At 71.9% G+C, this 15,971-nt stretch carries 17 protein-coding genes; 8 read left to right on the top strand and 9 right to left on the bottom strand.

The window, feature by feature from the left end; genetic code table 11:
- Window positions 1–8: 8 nt before the first annotated feature.
- The gene (locus ACFYP3_RS20515; RefSeq protein ID WP_388834325.1) at window positions 9–680 is read right to left on the bottom strand and encodes a DUF4097 family beta strand repeat-containing protein; all 672 of its coding nucleotides are present in this window, start codon (window positions 678–680) and stop codon (window positions 9–11) included.
- A 242-nt stretch (window positions 681–922) separates the two neighbouring features.
- Between ACFYP3_RS20515 and ACFYP3_RS20510 the strand changes: the two genes are divergently transcribed.
- From ACFYP3_RS20510 to ACFYP3_RS20495, 4 genes are all read left to right on the top strand, one after another.
- On the top strand, window positions 923–1,657 hold the full coding sequence (locus ACFYP3_RS20510) for a helix-turn-helix domain-containing protein (protein WP_388834322.1): 735 nt from the start codon (window positions 923–925) through the stop codon (window positions 1,655–1,657).
- Between the two features lie 165 nt (window positions 1,658–1,822).
- Window positions 1,823–2,911 (top strand): ABC transporter ATP-binding protein, encoded by a 1,089-nt coding sequence (locus tag ACFYP3_RS20505; protein ID WP_388834319.1) that lies wholly within the window; start codon window positions 1,823–1,825, stop codon window positions 2,909–2,911.
- Between the two features lie 189 nt (window positions 2,912–3,100).
- A complete protein-coding gene (locus ACFYP3_RS20500) occupies window positions 3,101–3,514 on the top strand; it encodes a hypothetical protein (protein ID WP_388834316.1) in 414 nt (137 codons plus the stop codon).
- 28 nt (window positions 3,515–3,542) lie between these two features.
- Window positions 3,543–4,310, top strand: coding sequence for an NDP-sugar synthase (locus ACFYP3_RS20495; protein ID WP_388834313.1), 768 nt, complete (start codon window positions 3,543–3,545; stop codon window positions 4,308–4,310).
- 145 nt (window positions 4,311–4,455) lie between these two features.
- Here ACFYP3_RS20495 and ACFYP3_RS20490 read toward each other — a convergent pair whose 3' ends face one another.
- The 6 genes from ACFYP3_RS20490 to ACFYP3_RS20465 form a co-directional block, all read right to left on the bottom strand.
- Window positions 4,456–5,985, bottom strand: coding sequence for a DoxX family membrane protein (locus ACFYP3_RS20490; protein ID WP_388834310.1), 1,530 nt, complete (start codon window positions 5,983–5,985; stop codon window positions 4,456–4,458).
- A 183-nt stretch (window positions 5,986–6,168) separates the two neighbouring features.
- A complete protein-coding gene (rlmB, locus tag ACFYP3_RS20485) occupies window positions 6,169–7,140 on the bottom strand; it encodes a 23S rRNA (guanosine(2251)-2'-O)-methyltransferase RlmB (protein ID WP_388834307.1) in 972 nt (323 codons plus the stop codon).
- Between the two features lie 112 nt (window positions 7,141–7,252).
- A complete protein-coding gene (gene cysS / locus ACFYP3_RS20480; protein WP_388834304.1) occupies window positions 7,253–8,653 on the bottom strand; it encodes a cysteine--tRNA ligase in 1,401 nt (466 codons plus the stop codon).
- Window positions 8,654–8,746: 93 nt separating this feature from the next.
- Window positions 8,747–9,286, bottom strand: coding sequence for a 2-C-methyl-D-erythritol 2,4-cyclodiphosphate synthase (gene ispF, locus ACFYP3_RS20475; RefSeq protein ID WP_388834301.1), 540 nt, complete (start codon window positions 9,284–9,286; stop codon window positions 8,747–8,749).
- Entirely contained in the window at window positions 9,276–10,022 is a 747-nt protein-coding gene (gene ispD / locus ACFYP3_RS20470; RefSeq protein ID WP_388834298.1) for a 2-C-methyl-D-erythritol 4-phosphate cytidylyltransferase, read from the bottom strand. The genes ispF and ispD overlap by 11 nt, the downstream gene beginning before the upstream one ends.
- A 280-nt stretch (window positions 10,023–10,302) precedes the next feature.
- Entirely contained in the window at window positions 10,303–10,785 is a 483-nt protein-coding gene (locus ACFYP3_RS20465) for a CarD family transcriptional regulator (protein WP_003953493.1), read from the bottom strand.
- Window positions 10,786–11,387: 602 nt separating this feature from the next.
- On the opposite strand from ACFYP3_RS20465, the gene ACFYP3_RS20460 reads away from it, so the two are divergent.
- Entirely contained in the window at window positions 11,388–12,059 is a 672-nt protein-coding gene (locus ACFYP3_RS20460; protein ID WP_388834295.1) for a DUF461 domain-containing protein, read from the top strand.
- 112 nt (window positions 12,060–12,171) lie between these two features.
- Here ACFYP3_RS20460 and ACFYP3_RS20455 read toward each other — a convergent pair whose 3' ends face one another.
- Together ACFYP3_RS20455 and ACFYP3_RS20450 are read right to left on the bottom strand one after the other, a co-directional pair.
- Complete coding sequence (locus tag ACFYP3_RS20455) at window positions 12,172–12,852, bottom strand: response regulator transcription factor (protein WP_030387286.1); 681 nt, start codon at window positions 12,850–12,852, stop codon at window positions 12,172–12,174.
- 41 nt (window positions 12,853–12,893) lie between these two features.
- Window positions 12,894–14,093, bottom strand: a complete 1,200-nt coding sequence (locus tag ACFYP3_RS20450; protein ID WP_388834292.1) for a sensor histidine kinase — start codon at window positions 14,091–14,093, stop codon at window positions 12,894–12,896.
- 216 nt (window positions 14,094–14,309) lie between these two features.
- Here ACFYP3_RS20450 and phoU point away from each other — a divergent pair, with 216 nt between their 5' ends.
- From phoU to ACFYP3_RS20435, 3 genes are all read left to right on the top strand, one after another.
- Window positions 14,310–14,987 carry a phosphate signaling complex protein PhoU gene (gene phoU, locus ACFYP3_RS20445; RefSeq protein WP_388834289.1) on the top strand — a complete coding sequence of 226 codons (678 nt, stop codon included), beginning with the start codon at window positions 14,310–14,312 and terminating at the stop codon, window positions 14,985–14,987.
- A gap of 181 nt (window positions 14,988–15,168) precedes the next feature.
- On the top strand, window positions 15,169–15,318 hold the full coding sequence (locus ACFYP3_RS20440) for a hypothetical protein (RefSeq protein ID WP_167344738.1): 150 nt from the start codon (window positions 15,169–15,171) through the stop codon (window positions 15,316–15,318).
- Window positions 15,319–15,480: 162 nt separating this feature from the next.
- Window positions 15,481–15,939 carry a hypothetical protein gene (locus ACFYP3_RS20435; protein WP_388834285.1) on the top strand — a complete coding sequence of 153 codons (459 nt, stop codon included), beginning with the start codon at window positions 15,481–15,483 and terminating at the stop codon, window positions 15,937–15,939.
- The last annotated feature ends 32 nt before the right edge of the window (window positions 15,940–15,971 follow it).

Here is a 15,971-nt window from a genome sequence, read left to right as displayed (position 1 = left end):
GCTGCGGGTCAGATGCTGCGGGCGGTGATGTCGCCGTAGGCGGTGGTGGCCTGGATGGTGAGGCCGGCGGCGGCGCCTTCGGTGTTGTGGAGCGCGTTGTGGATGCGGCCGAGGCCGGTGCCGGCGTCGAGGGTGGCGGAGGTTCCGCGGGCGGCGCCGATGGTGAGGTCGCCGGCCTGGGTGCGCAGTTCGACGGCGCCGTGGACGGCCTCGGCGATGTGGATGTCGCCCTTCTGGGTGGTGATCCGGGCGGGGCCGCCGAGGCGGCCGACGGTGATGTCGCCGGCCATGAGGGTGAGGTGGGCGGTGGCGGTCTCGTCGAGCTTGACCGTGCCCTGGGCGCCTTCGAAGGTGATGTCGCCGAGGCGTCCGACGCCGCGGAGGTCGGCGGCGGCCGTCTTCGCCTCGACGCGGGAGCCGGCCGGCAGCTGGACGGTGACCTCGACGGATCCGCTGGCGCCGAGGAGCTGGTTCCTGGCGTCCGGGGTCGTGATGCGCAGGACTCCGTCGGCGTACTCGACGGTGGTCCGTTCCGCGGCCTTCACGTCGCGGCTCTTGGTGGCGTTGGCGGGCAGGACCTCGACGGTGGTGTCGGAGCGGTCGGCGGCGATGAACCGGATGAGGCCGGCGGGGATGTCGAGGTGGGCGGAGACGGGGGTGGCGGTGGCGAACTTCTGCATGGTTCTGCTCTTTCTCCAGTGGCGGGCACTCGGTCGGCCCGCCGTTTCTGATGAACGAAAAGCTACGTTGCATTCACAGATCGAGCAACAGACTCGTTGCGCACGAACCTAATCACCGCAGCTCAGAGCAGGTATTTCATTGCAATGGCTTTGATTTCAACGCAACAGCCATCCTTCATCGCGTTGCAATGAGCGACGGATGAACGCTATGCTGGAGCGACCGCACCACGAAGGAGACCGCGATGCCGGGAGGCAGACTCACCCAGCAGGAACGCCAGCAGATCGCGCTGGGACTGGCCGACGACCTCGCCTACGCGGAGATCGCCAGACGCCTCGACCGCCCCACCTCCACGATCACCCGCGAGGTCATGCGCAACGGCGGCCCCGCCGCCTACCGCGCGGAGCTGGCCCACCGCGCCACCGAACGCCGCGCGCACCGGCGCCGGCAGCCCGCACCCCGGGGGTCGCAGGCGCCCGAGCAGGCCCACGGACGCGACGCCGAGGCCGTGCGCGCGTACGAGGAGACGTTCACGACCCTCTTCACCCAGCAGGGCCTGCCCACGATGACGGCCCGGGTGCTGGCGGCCCTCTACACGACCGACGCGGGCAGCCTCACCGCGTCCGAACTCGTCCAGCGCCTCCAGGTCAGCCCGGCCTCCATCTCCAAGGCCGTCGCGTTCCTCGAAAGCCAGGGCCTCATCCGCCGGGAGCGCGACGACCGCCGCCGCGAGCGCTACGTCGTCGACGACGACGTCATGTACCAGTCGACGATCGCCGGCGCCCGCGCCAACGCGCTGCTCGCCGAGACCGCACGCCAGGGCGTCGGCGTCCTCGGCCCCGGCACCCCGGCCGCCGCCCGCCTGGAGAACATCGCCCGCTTCGTCGACTTCGTCGCCGAGAGCATCGCCCGCGCCGCGGACCAGGCCCGCGAGATCCTCCACGCGAAACCCGAACCCCCCTCGGACGCCCCGACCTGAGCCGGAGCCCCGGGGCGCGTCCGCCGGTCTCCCCGCCCCCGGGTGCTGACAGACGGCGTTCCGGGAGGTAGCGTCGGGCGGAGTCCGGTGCTACTGGACTAGACCCATTCTTCCTTCCACTCGGATCGTCCGGCACGTTCCTGCCGGTAGAAGGGATTCATCACCATGGCTTCTGTCACCTTCGACAAGGCGACCCGGCTCTACCCCGGCGGCGACAAGCCCGCCGTCGACCAGCTGGAGCTGGAGATCGAGGACGGCGAGTTCCTCGTCCTCGTCGGTCCTTCCGGCTGCGGCAAGTCCACCTCGCTGCGCATGCTCGCCGGCCTGGAGGACGTCAACGGCGGCGCCATCCGCATCGGTGACCGCGACGTCACGCACCTGCCGCCCAAGGACCGGGACATCGCGATGGTGTTCCAGAACTACGCGCTCTACCCGCACATGTCCGTCGCCGACAACATGGGCTTCGCGCTCAAGATCGCCGGCGTGGACAAGGGCACCATCCGCAAGAAGGTGGAGGAGGCGGCCGACATCCTCGACCTGCGCCCCTACCTCGACCGCAAGCCCAAGGCGCTCTCCGGCGGTCAGCGCCAGCGCGTCGCGATGGGCCGCGCGATCGTGCGCCAGCCGCAGGTGTTCCTGATGGACGAGCCGCTGTCGAACCTGGACGCCAAGCTCCGCGTGTCCACCCGTACGCAGATCGCGAGCCTCCAGCGCCGCCTCGGCATCACCACCGTCTACGTCACCCACGACCAGGTCGAGGCGATGACGATGGGCGACCGCGTGGCCGTCCTGAAGGACGGGCTGCTCCAGCAGGTCGACACCCCGCGCAACATGTACGACCGTCCCGCGAACCTCTTCGTGGCCGGCTTCATCGGCTCTCCGGCCATGAACCTGGTCGAGGTCCCGATCACCGACGGCGGCGTGAAGTTCGGCGACAGCGTCGTCCCGGTGTCGCGCGAGGCCCTGTCCGCCGCGGCCGACGCGGGCGACCGCACCGTCACGGTCGGCGTGCGCCCCGAGCACTTCGACCTCGCCGAGACCGGCGGTCTGACCATCGACGTGAACGTCGTCGAGGAACTCGGCGCCGACGGGTACGTGTACGGCTCCACCCCGGCGGAGAAGGGCGCGCAGGACCTCGTGGTCCGCGTCAACGGCCGCCAGGTGCCCGAGAAGGGCTCCAGCCTGCACGTGGTGCCGCGGGCCGGCGAGATCCACGTGTTCTCGACCTCCTCCGGAGAGCGTCTCTCCGACTGACCGGGCAACAGGGCTCGACCGAGGGGCGTTCCGCCAAGGGGCGCCCCTCGGCCGTGCGTTGCCCAACTCCGGCAGACCGGGCCATTCGGCCCTCTCCGTCAACCCGCAATTCGAAAAGCCACGTCGAACCATCCCTCGACAGGGTGACTAAATGTCGCCAAATCTTCACCGAGCGCTACTCTCGCCCTCGTGACCCACACTGCCCGCCGTATCGGCCGATCCCTCGCCCTGGTCCTGCCCGTCGTCCTCGTCCTGTCCGGGACCCTCGCGGTCACCATGGTCCCCTGGGCGGACACGTCCTCCTCCCAGATCCTGACCGCCTCCGCCGAGGGCGTCTCCGCCCCGGCGAAGCCGCGCGCCGCGCACGAGGTGCTGCGTGACCGGCTCGTCGGCGATCTGCAGCAGGGCCAGGCGCCGGACGACGTCCTCACGCACCTCCAGCAGGAGGTGAACCGGCGGCCGTCGCTCGCCGAGCACTGCGTGGGGATCGCCCGGGCACTGGGACGGGCCGCCGTCGACGTGTACGGCCCCACGAAGGCCCAGTCGTACGCCCGCCCCGTGTGCGACACCTCGTACGCCACGGGCGTCGCCTCCATGGGCTGACGCACCTCGCGTCCCTACGCTGGCGGCCATGACCGACGACCACCGATCCGCTCCGTCCGCTTCCTCCGCAGCCGCGTTCCCCGCCGCCCCCACCCAGGCAGTCGTCCTGGCGGGCGGCCAGGGTTCGCGGCTGCGTCCGTACACGGACGACCGCCCCAAGCCGATGGTCGAGATCCCGGGGACGGGGGTGCCGATCATCGGACACCAACTGGCCTGGCTCGCCGCCGAGGGCGTCACGGACGCGGTGATCTCCTGCGGGCACCTCGCCGGCGTGCTCCAGGAGTGGCTGGCCGGGGCGCGGCTGCCGCTGCGCGTGACCACGGTGGTCGAGGAGGAGCCGCTCGGCCGGGGCGGCGGCCTCAAGTACGCCGCAAAGCACCTCCCGCAGCCGGACGGCGCCTGGTACGCGACGAACGGCGACATCTGGACCCGGTTCTCGCTGCGCGAGATGGCGGCCTTCCACGCCGAGCGGGGCGCCGTGGCCACGCTGGCGCTGGCCCGGCCGCGGATCCCCTGGGGGGTGGTGGAGACCAACGAGTTCGGGCAGGTGCTGGACTTCATCGAGGCTCCGCCGTCGCCGTACCCCGTCAACGCCGGCGTCTACGTCTTCGGACCCGAATTCGCCGCGCTGCTCCCGGACTTCGGGGACCACGAACGCACCACCTTCCCGCGCCTGGCGCGCGAGCGGCGGCTGGCCGGCTTCCCGCTGCCCCAGGGGGCCTACTGGCGGGCCATCGACACCGCGAAGGACCTGACCGAGGCCGCACGGGAGTTGGCGGCGCAGGCGGGCTCCTGAGCCCCTTCCCGGCCCCGGCGCCCACCCTTCCCGGCCCGGCCCGGCCCGCGTACGGCGCCACGCGCGTCGCCCGGCGCACGCGAAGGGCCCGGCACGCTCGCGCGCGCCGGGCCCCTGTCGTCGTACCGACCCGCGTCGGCGGGGCTCAGCCGATGAGACCGCCGATCAGGCCGGGCTGCTTCGTCGGCGTACCGCCCCCGCCGTTCGAGCTGCCCGAGGAGGACGGCTGCCGGGGCGAGGTGGACTGACGGGGAGTGCTGCGCGGGGTCTGCTGCTTGCCGGTGGTGCCCCGCGTCGCCGTGGGCGACTGGGATCCCGTCCCGGAGGTCTCCCGGCTCGGGGCGCCCGAGGCGCTCTTGCCGGACTTCGCGGCGGGCTCGGTGGGAGTGGCGGAGGCCGAGGGGCTGGCCGCCTTGGTCGTCGGCTGCGCGGCGGGCTGCTGCCTGGCCGGGGTCTGCGGCAGCGGCCGGCCCGGCAGGTAGTTGGTCGGGGCCTGCCCGGGCCCGGGGACGGTGACGACGGTGGTGGATCGGACGGCGCCGCCGAGGAGCGAACCGACGAGCAGGGTCAGCCCGCACACGACGGTGGCCATGACGGCACCGCGGCGCAGCACGCGCCGCCGCAGCCGCCAGATCTCGGAGCGCGGCCCGAGGGTGCGCCAGGCCTCGCCGGCAAGGCGCCCGTCGAGGGAGTAGACCGGGGCGCCCGCGATGATCAGCGGGCTCCAGGCGGCGAGGTAGATGATGTCGGGCGCGTCGTAGGCGGGGACGGTCTTCCAGCTGACCGTCATCAGCAGCGCGGCGGACAGGAGCGCCCCGAAGCAGGCGGCGAACCGCTGCCACAGGCCGAACACCGTCAGCACGCCCACGATGACCTGGAGGAAGGCCACGCTCAGGCCGGCGCCGACGGGGTGCGCGAGGGCGAAGTCGCGCAGCGGCTCGGCGAGCGCCCACGGGGTGAGCGTGTGCAGCCAGGTGACCATGGAGCCGCGCTCGCCGCCGTCGAAGTAGACGGGGTCGCACAGCTTGCCCATGCCGGCGTAGATGGAGATGAAGCCGAGGAAGACGCGCAGCGGGAGCAGCACGACACCGAGGTTCATGCGGCGGCCGGGGTAGTACGAGGCCTGTCCCCGGTTGTCGGCTGCGGGCCGCCGGTTGTCCGGCCCGCGCCCGGAGCCGGGCGGCTCCTGGTGGGGCAGGTCCCGTACGGCGGCCAGCGGGCGCGTCTCGGCGGGGTCCCCGTAGCTGCGCTGGCCGATGACGGTCGGCGTGGCGAGGGTGTCCTCGGCGAGGTCGTGGGCGAGGTCGATGCGCGGGATGACCTGGGTGGCTCCGCCGTCGTACTCGCCGCCGTCGTACCCGTCGTGGCCGCGCCCGGCCTCACGCACGGCCTGGAGCAGTCCGCCCATGGCCGCGGCGTCGCCGGCGTCGGACTTGCCGCTCCACACCACGGGGGCGCGGCGGCGGGTGGCCCCGGCGGCCGCCACCACGGCGCCGCCAAGGACGGGCGCGCGGCCGGGGGCCTTGGCGGGCTTGGAACGCGCGCTCGGGCTCGGTGCGAGCCGCACGCGGAAGCTGGCGTGGTTGACGATGACCTGTGCGGGATCGCACGGCACCTTGACCATGCTCAGCGCGGGCTGGTCGTCGAACCCTGACGTTCTGGTGTCCACACTCATCTAACCGAGTGATCAGTGTTTAGGACACTGCCTTGACGGCAGGGATGTGTCCGAGACCCGTCAAGATCAAGCCACCCCGCCCGAAACGGGCGGGGTGACACGCTCACGGGTCACTTTCCGTGAGCCAAGTGGATCAAGGGATCCGCGGATCGGACGCGGCCGCGGATCGGAAGCGGCCGCCGATCAGACGCGACCGCGGTCCGCGCGGCGGCGGGCCGCCTCGTAGAGCACGACGCCCGCCGCGACACCGGCGTTGAGGGACTCGGCGCCGCCCGGCATCGGGATGCGCACGAGGTAGTCGCAGTTCTCGCCGACGAGACGGCCGAGGCCCTTGCCCTCGGAGCCGACGACGATGACGACCGGGCCGCCGAGCGCCTCCAGGTCGGTGACCGTGTGCTCGCCCTCGGCCGCGAGGCCGACGATGGTCATGCCGGCCTTCTTGTAGTCCTGGAGGGCGCGGGTCAGGTTGGTGACGCGGGAGACCGGGGTGCGGGCCGCAGTGCCGGCGGAGGTCTTCCAGGCGCCGGCGGTCATGCCGGCGGCGCGGCGCTCGGGGATGACCACGCCGTGGCCGCCGAAGGCGGAGACGGAGCGGACGATCGCGCCGAGGTTGCGCGGGTCGGTGACGCCGTCGAGGGCCACGATCAGCGGGTCGTCGCCGTCGTCGTAGGCCGCCGCGGTGAGGTCCTCGGGGTGCGCGTACTCGTACGGCGGGACCTGGAGCACCATGCCCTGGTGGTTGAGCCCGTTGGTCAGGCGGTCGAGCTCGGGGCGCGGGGCTTCCATCAGGTTGATGTTGCCGCGCTCGGCGGCGAGCTGGAGGGCCTCGCGGACGCGCTCGTCGTTGTCGATGAACTGCTGCACGTAGAGCGTCGTGGCGGGTACGCCGTCGCGCAGCGCCTCGAAGACCGGGTTGCGGCCGACGACCATCTCGCTGGTGCCCTTGGGGCCACCGCGGCGGGGGGCCGGACGGCGCTTGGCCGCCTGGCGGGCCATGGCGTTGCTGATGCGGTTCGCCTTGTGCTTCTTGCGGTCCTCGGCCTTGGGCGTGGGGCCCTTGCCCTCCAGTCCCTTGCGCCGCTGGCCACCGCTGCCGACCGTCGCGCCCTTCTTGTTGGACGTGCGGCGGTTCCTGCGCTGGCTGTTCCCGGCCATGACTTCTACCTGTTTTCGTTGGTGCTGCGGTATGTACGTATGAAGAGTGTGCCGCCCGGAGCGCCGGGCGGCACACCAGGCTCAGCCGGCAGGCACGCGGCCGGCACCGGGCTCAGCGGGGGCCGAGCGTCCAGCGCGGGCCCGTCGGGCTGTCCTCGATGACCAGCCCGGACTGCTGGAGTTGGTCGCGGATGGCATCGGCGGTCGCCCAGTCCTTGCGGGACCGGGCGGACTCGCGCTGTTCGAGGACGAGGCGCACGAGGGTGTCCACGGCGCCGTGGAGGTCTTCCCCGCGGTCGGCCTCGCCGGCCCAGTGCGGGTCGAGCGGGTCCAGACCGAGGACCCCCAGCATGGCCCGCACCTCCGACAGCCGGGCGATGGCCGCGTCCTTGTCGTCGGCGGCGAGCGCGCTGTTGCCCTGGCGGACGGTGGTGTGGACGATGGCGAGCGCCTGCGGGACACCGAGGTCGTCGTCCATGGCCTCGGCGAAGGCGGGCGGGACCTCGGCCGCGGCCTCGACGGTGCCGCCGGCCTTCTCGATGACGCGCTGGTAGAAACCCTCGATCCGGGCGAAGGCCGACTCCGCCTCGCGCAGGGCCTCCTCGCTGTACTCGATCATCGACCGGTAGTGCGGGGTGCCGAGGTAGTAGCGCAGGACGATCGGGCGCCACTGCTTGACCATCTCGGAGACGAGGACCGAGTTCCCGAGGGACTTGGACATCTTCTCGCCGGCCATGGTGACCCAGGCGTTGTGGACCCAGTAGTTCGCGAACGCGTCGCCGAAGGCCTTGGCCTGGGCGATCTCGTTCTCGTGGTGCGGGAAGATCAGGTCGAGCCCGCCGCCGTGGATGTCGAAGGCCTCACCGAGGTACTTGTGCGCCATGGCCGAGCACTCCAGGTGCCAGCCGGGACGGCCGCGGCCCCACGGGGTCTCCCAGGAGGGCTCGCCGGGCTTGACGGACTTCCACATGGCGAAGTCGCGGGCGTCGCGCTTGCCGGTCTCGCCGGTGGACTCCGGCTGGCGGATGTTGTCGAGCTCCTGGCGGGAGAGCGAGAGGTAGCCGGGGTACGACTTCACGTCGAAGTAGACGTTGCCCTCGGACTCGTAGGCGTGACCGCGCTCGATGAGGCCGCGCATCATCTCGACCATCTCGGTGACGTGGCCGGTGGCGCGCGGCTCGTAGGTGGGCGGGAGGCAGCCGAGGGCGCTGTAGCCGTCGTTGAAGGCCCGCTCGTTCTCGTAGCCGATCGACCACCACGGGCGGCGCTGCTCGGCGGCCTTCGCGATGATCTTGTCGTCGATGTCGGTGACGTTGCGGATGAAGGTGACCTCGTAGCCCCGGTACTCGAACCAGCGGCGCATCATGTCGAAGTTGAGGCCCGAGCGGATGTGCCCGATGTGCGGGGCGGCCTGCACCGTGGCGCCACACAGGTAGATCGAGACACAGCCCGCGGTGAGCGGGGTGAAGTCGCGGATCTGCCGGGCGCTGGTGTCGTACAGGCGAATAGTCACGGCATCCAGGGTAGTGCGCCTGTAGCAGTGCCCCGCGCCCTTTGGGGACGCGGGGCACCTTTGTCGGGGAAGAAGTGCCGTTGCCACGGGTGTTCAGGCCCGGTTCGTCCGGTACACGAGGGCGGTCGCGATCGCGGCGAGCCCCTCGGCCCGGCCGGTGAGGCCCAATCCGTCGGTGGTGGTGCCGGATACGGAGACGGGGGCGCCGGCCGCGACGGCGAGCGCCTTCTGTGCCTCTTCGCGCCGCTTGCCGATCTTCGGGCGCACCCCGATCACCTGGATGGCGATGTTGCCGATCTCGAAGCCATCGGCGCGGACGATCCGGGCGGCCTCCGCCAGGAGGGTGACGCCGGCGGCGCCGGACCACTCGGGGCGGGAGGTGCCGAAGTGGGCGCCGAGGTCGCCGACACCGGCGGCGGAGAAGAGGGCGTCGCACGCGGCGTGCGCGGCGACGTCGCCGTCGGAGTGGCCGGCGAGGCCGTCCTCGCCCTCCCAGAGCAGCCCGGCGCACCACAGCTCGCGGCCGGTCTCGAAGGCGTGCACGTCGGTGCCGATGCCGACGAGCGGGATCAGCGGCGCGTGCGGGCTCTGCGGGCTCTGCGGGCTCTGCGGGCTCTGCGGACTAGAAAGCATCGGTGGCCCTCCTGCGGGCGAGTACGGCCTCGGCGAGGACCAGGTCGAGCGGGCGGGTGACCTTGAAGGCCTCCTCGTGGCCGGGGACCACCACGACGGGGACGCCGAGCCGTTCCACCATGCCGGCGTCGTCGGTGGCGCCCTCGCCGTCGACGGCGATCGCGGCGTGCGCCCGCAGGAGGGTGGCGAGGTCGAAGCCCTGCGGGGTCTGCACGGCGCGCAGCCGGGCCCGCTCGGGCGTGGCGATCACCGGCTCGGCCTCGCCGGGCTTGCCGGGCTCGACCTCCTTGACGGTGTCGGCCAGGGGCAGCGCGGGCACCACGGCGGGGGCTCCGTCGCGTACGGCCTCGACGACGGCGTCCACGGTGTCCACGGGGACCAGCGGGCGGGCCGCGTCGTGGACCAGTACGGAGGTGACGTCCTGCGGCAGCGCGGCCAGGCCGGCGCGCACCGACTCCTGGCGGGTCTCGCCGCCGGGGACGACGAGGAGCTCGGTCCGCTCGGGCAGCGCGTGCTCGCCCAGCAGGAGGCGCACCTCGGCGGCCTCGGCGGGCGGGGCGACGACCACGACCAGGGAGACCGCCCGGGAGCGGGCCATGGCGCGGACGGCGTGGACGAGCATCGGGGTGCCGCCGAGGGCCCGCAGGGCCTTGGGGGCACCGGGGCCGAGGCGTACCCCGCGGCCGGCGGCCGGGATCACCGCGGCGGTGCGGTGGGGGCGCGTTACGTCAGACATCAGTAGCTCCGAGCCAGGTTTGTGACTTCGGCCGACATGGGTATGGCCTGAAGGGTGCCGGGTGCGACGCCCTCGCCCCTTCCGTGACGACCGGTCGAGCAGGCTGCCCGGGCCCGGCGCGCCATCGGTGCGGTGGCGGTGCGGCAGTGCAGAAGAGTACGGATACGTGCGGATACAGACATGCCGCAGCGCCCGGCAACAGGTCTCTCGTGGAGGAGAGACGTTGTCATCGGGCACCGCGGCAGACTGTGCACAGAGGCTGTGCACGGGGTGCCTCGCGTCAGGACGCGAGCACCTCGTCGAGGAGGGCCTCGGCCTTGTCCTCGTTCGTGTTCTCAGCGAGCGCGAGCTCGCTCACCAGAATCTGGCGTGCCTTCGCGAGCATGCGCTTCTCACCCGCGGAAAGCCCGCGCTCACGCTCACGACGCCACAGGTCACGCACCACTTCGGCGACCTTGATGACATCGCCAGAAGCGAGCTTCTCCAGATTTGCCTTGTAGCGCCGGGACCAGTTCGTCGGCTCTTCTGCATACGGTGCGCGGAGCACCTCGAAGACCCGGTCCAGCCCGTCCTGGCCGACTACGTCGCGAACGCCGACGAACTCCGCATTGTCCGCAGGCACACGAACCGTCAGGTCGCCCTGGGCGACCTTGAGCACCAAGTAGGTCTTGTCCACGCCTTTGATCTGACGAGTCTCAATGGCCTCGATCAGCGCGGCCCCGTGATGGGGATAGACCACGGTGTCGCCAACCTTGAACGTCATGTGACAGGTACCCCTTCCGTGGCTATCCAGGGTAACACGAGAACTGACTGTTATGAATGGCGTTTTCGCAGGTCAGGGCACATCTCGGGGCTTGACAACAGCGACACGAACGTGCTGCGAAGGGCTTGCGGAAGGGGGTATTCGCAGGTCGGGGGCGCTGCGCGGACCGGGCGAAAGGGCCACGCTACACCTGCCCGACACCCCCGCCCGTGTGATGTACGTCCCGTTTTGCCGGTTTCGGAGTCGGGAAACCGAACTACTCCGTTCGACTGGCGGCCGCCCCCGCGCAGCGGGTTCCGGCCCAATCCGGAATTGATCACGGAGGGGTGTTCGGGGGAATCCCGGAAATTGATCACCGGGCGCGCGGCGCACGATATGCGCGCGCCACATGATCGGCCCGGGGAAGGGCCCCCGGAAGGGCGGGCGGAATGCAAGATCGCGGGGCGCCCGCAGGGTGGCGCCCCCGCTGCGGAGGGTCGGGTGCGGGGGCGGGGCGGCGGCTCGGTAACCTAAGCGCGCTGACACACCCTTAGAGCGGCTTTACCTCGGCCGTTCCGAGCGCCCACCCGCCCCTTCCGTTCGTCCAAGGAGTTGCCGCCGCCGTGAGCCGCAGCCTTCGACGCGGCGCCCTCGCCGCCACCGCCGTCGTGTTCTCGATCGCCTCGCTGGCCGCGTGCGGTGCGGGCCGGGACGCGCAGACCCTCCAGATCAAGCCGGACAACGCCGCTGTCACCAAGGGCGAGATCGAGGTCCAGAACGGACTGGTGATCACCCAGGGCCAGAAGGGCGAGAAGGGCCCCGCGGTCGTTTCGGCGACGCTCTTCAACAACGGCACCAAGGCGCAGACCCTTGACGGCATCACCCTCCCGGGTGGCAAGGGCAAGGTCACGCTGAAGCCGGCCGAGGGCTCGGGCAAGGTCACCGTGCCGGCGCTCGGCTCCGTGGTGATCGGCGGCAAGGGCAACGCCTCCGCCGTGATCGAGGACGGGGCCGCGTCCGTCCGGGACGGCGAAGTGCAGAAGGTCCTCTTCCAGCTGAGCAGCACGGGCGGCGTCGAGCTGGAGGCCTTCGTGGTCCCGGCCACCGGCATGTACGCGCCCTACGGTCCGACCGTGGCCCCGACCGCGGCCCCGGCCGCCGGCGCCACCCCGTCCGGCTCCCCCTCCGGCACTCCGTCGGGCGCCACCCCGTCCGGCAGCCCGGCCGGCGCCCCGTCGGGCGCCGCCGCCCCCGGCACGCCGTCGGGTTCTCCCTCGCACAGCGCGGGCCACTGAGCCCGAGGGCGGCGTAGCGCCGTCCGCGTACGCGTACGGGAAGGGCCCCCATCCGCACCGGCGGCTGGGGGCCCTTCCCGTACGCACACCGCCCCGCGCGGCGGGGTGCGGCTTACGGCTCGAACTTGTAGCCGAGGCCGCGGACCGTCACCAGGTAGCGCGGCGCGCCCGGGTCCGGCTCGATCTTGGCGCGCAGGCGCTTGACGTGGACGTCGAGGGTCTTGGTGTCACCGACGTAGTCGGCGCCCCAGACCCGGTCGATCAGCTGCATGCGGGTCAGTACGCGGCCCGCGTTGCGCAGCAGCATCTCCAGCAGGTCGAACTCCTTCAGCGGGAGGTCCACCTTGCCGCCGGCGACGGTGACCACGTGGCGGTCGACGTCCATCCGTACGGGCCCGGCCTCCAGGGCCGCCGGGGTGACCTCCTCCGGCTCGCCGCGGCGGCGCAGGACCGCACGGATGCGGGCGACCAGCTCCCGCGAGGAGAAGGGCTTGGTGACGTAGTCGTCTGCTCCTATCTCCAGCCCGACGACCTTGTCGATCTCGCTGTCCTTGGCGGTCACCATGATCACGGGGACGTTGGAGCGGCCGCGCAGCTGCCGGCAGACCTCCGTGCCGGGCAGGCCGGGGAGCATCAGGTCGAGGAGGACGAGGTCGGCGCCGTTGCGCTCGAACTCGTCCAGCCCGTCGGGCCCGGTCGCGGCGATGGCGACCTCGAAGCCCTCCTTGCGGAGCATGTACGACAGGGCGTCGCTGAAGGATTCCTCATCCTCGACGACGAGCACTCGGGTCACGGAAGGACCTCCGGGGCAGGAATGGCTGATGCGGTTCTGGTTCAGGCAGGGGTGGAGTGGGTGTGGGGGGTCGGCGCCGGGGCCGGCGCGGCCGCTTCGGGGAGTCGCAGGGTGAACGTGGAGCCCTGGCCCTCCGAGCTCCATACCGAGACCTCCCCGCCGTGCGAGGCCGCCACGTGCTTCACGATCGCAAGGCCGAGTCCCGTGCCTCCCGTGGCGCGGGAGCGGGCCGGGTCCACGCGGTAGAAGCGCTCGAAGATGCGCTCGCGGTCCTTTTCCGGGATGCCGATGCCCTGGTCGGTCACGGCGATCTCGATCAAGTCTCCCCCGGGTGCCGCCACCCTGCGGCCGGCTATGCCGACGCGGGTGCGGGCGGGACTGTAGTTGACGGCGTTCTCGACGAGATTTCCGAGGGCGGCCGCGAGCTGGCCGCGGTGGCCCCAGACCCGCAGGTCGGCGGTGCCGCCCGCGGCCATGGTGATCTGCTTCGAGGACGCCGTGTGGCGGCAGCGGTCGATGGCCTCGGCCACGAGCGTGTCCACGCGTACGGGCTCGGCGTCCTCCAGCGGGTCGTCGTTCTGTACCCGGGAGAGGTCGATGAGCTCCTGCACGAGGTTGATCAGCCGGGTGGCCTCGATCTGCATGCGGCCGGCGAAGCGGCTGACCGCCTCGGGGTCGTCCGAGGCGTCCATGACGGCCTCGGACAGCAGGGAGATCGCGCCGACCGGGGTCTTCAGCTCGTGCGACACGTTGGCCACGAAGTCGCGGCGTACGGCCTCGATGCGGCGGGCCTCGGTGAGGTCCTCGACGAGGAGGAGCACCAGGCGGGAGCCGAGCGGGGCCACGCGCGCCGAGACGGCGAGGGCCTCGCCGCGGCCGGTGCCGCGCCGGGGCAGGTCCAGCTCCACCTGGCGTATCTCCCCGTCGCGCCGGGTGTCACGGGCCATGTGGAGCATGGGCTCGACGGCGAGCTTGCCGCCGCGGACCAGGCCGAGGGCGTACGCCGCGGAGCTGGCCTTGACCACCGCGTCGCCCTCGTCCAGTACGACGGCGGAGGAGCGCAGCACGGAGAGGACGGTGTCCACGCCGGGCGGGAGCACCGCGTTGATGTCGGGGCGCATGGAGCTCCGGGTGGGGCGGGCCTGGTCGCGCTCGCTCCAGCGGAACGCCAGCATGGCGATCACACCGGTGCACAGACCGGCGATCGCTGCAGCTGCGGCGACCGCCGCGTTCACGTCCATGGATCCAGGTTAAGCAGGCCGGACGACACTTCCACAGCCGTTCGGGTGGCAGCTCGAACAGTCGTCGCCCAGAGTTCACCCTGGCGACGGGGCTGATTCACTTGTGATGCCGGAGTCGGACGCGTTTGCGGCTCACCGTGTCAACGTGGGGCCGAAGGCCGCCCCGGCCCGCCCCGGGCAGTACAGCAGTAGTAGGTCGAGAGAGGGACACGAGACATGCGCGACGCGTACCACGAGGAACTGGACTCGATCGGAGAAGGCCTGGTCGAGATGGCCCGGCTCGTCGGTTCCGCGATCGGGCGGGCCACGACGTCCATGCTCGACGCCGACCTGAAGCTCGCCGAGAGCGTCATCGCCGCCGACCAGAAGGTCGACGACCTGCAGCACGACCTGGAGGCCCGCGCCATCGCCCTGCTGGCCCGCCAGCAGCCGGTCGCCACCGACCTGCGCATCGTCGTGACCTCGCTGCGCATGAGCGCCGACCTGGAGCGCAGCGGCGACCTGGCACAGCACGTGGCGAAGCTCGCCCGGCTGCGCTTCCCGGACACGGCGGTGCCGCGGGACCTGCACGCCACCATCCTGGAGATGGGGCAGCTCGCGCAGCGCCTGATGGCGAAGGCCGCCGAGGTGATCATCACGAAGGACGTCGACCTCGCCCTCCAGCTGGAGCAGGACGACGACGAGATGGACCAGCTGCACCGCACGCTGTTCCAGCACCTGATGGACGACCGCTGGAAGCACGGCATCGAGACGGCGGTGGACGTGACGCTGCTGGGCCGCTACTACGAGCGCTTCGCCGACCACGCGGTGTCGGTGGCCAAGCGCGTCGTCTACCTGGTGACGGGTGAGCACGCGGACGACCTCCAGCAGCCCACGCAGGTCGAGGGCATCTGACACCGGGGGCGGGGGCGGGCACGACGGCGCCCCGCGAGGCGGCGGGCACGGCGAGCGCGGCGGGTACAGCAAGCGCGATGAGCACGGCGAGCCCCAATGCGCCGTTGACGCGCCGGTGCCGCTGGGCATGAATGAGGCGAAGGCCGTACGACTCCCTGTACACCGCCTGCGAGGAGGAACCATGCCCGATTCCCCCGTCCCCATCACCCCGGAGCAGGAGCAGCCGCCAAGGCCCGAGCCGCTGCGGCTCCCGCTGCTCGCGGCGTGCGGCTGCGGCTCCGGCTGCGGCTGCGGCTGCCAGTCCGGCGCCCCCTGCCAGTGCGGCGGCTGACCCCGCCCGTCCCGGCTCGACGCACGTGAAGGGCCCCGCCCGAGTTCCCTCGGCCGGGGCCCTTCGCGTGCGCGCGCAACCGTGCGGCCCCCCTGCACGTCCTAGATCCTGAACACGTTCGAATCGATCTTGGAGTTGTGCATGCCGCGGCGGACGAAATGGATGATCGCCGGGGCAGTCCTCTTCGTGATCGCGGTGGAGCTGCCCGCACTGGTCTGGTTCTGCGGCTTGCTCTTCGCGCTCAAGCACGCCGGCGAGACGGCGGAGGTCGCCGCGGGGTGCGGGAAGGCGATGACGGCGATGGGCTGGAAGCTGCCGCCCCACGCGGACCGCGAGGACTGCTTCGAGCTGGACGACCCGGCCTTCCCAAGCCAGTGGTCGGGGACGTTCCGCATGCCGCGCTCGGAGGTCCGGGGCTGGCTCGACTCCCACCCCGACGGGCGGTTCTCATCCCAGGGCTCCGCGCGCGGGCCGATCGAGGACCACAGCGGACTCCACCTCCACCTCGGCTACCCGAAGGCGCCCAACTTCGGCGCCGGGGGGATCGACGCGGTGCAGGTCGACGCCACCTGGGAGGGCGAGGAGGCCGCCGTCGTCACCTTCAGGACCTACCCCGACTAGTCACTTCGAGAGCGCCTAGCCGAAAGCCCCTG

The sequence above is a fragment of the Streptomyces sp. NPDC005533 genome (genome assembly GCF_042871845.1).
Lineage (GTDB): Bacteria > Actinomycetota > Actinomycetes > Streptomycetales > Streptomycetaceae > Streptomyces.
Note: the sequence above shows the minus strand (reverse complement) of the source record. Positions and strands in the feature narration are given on the sequence as shown.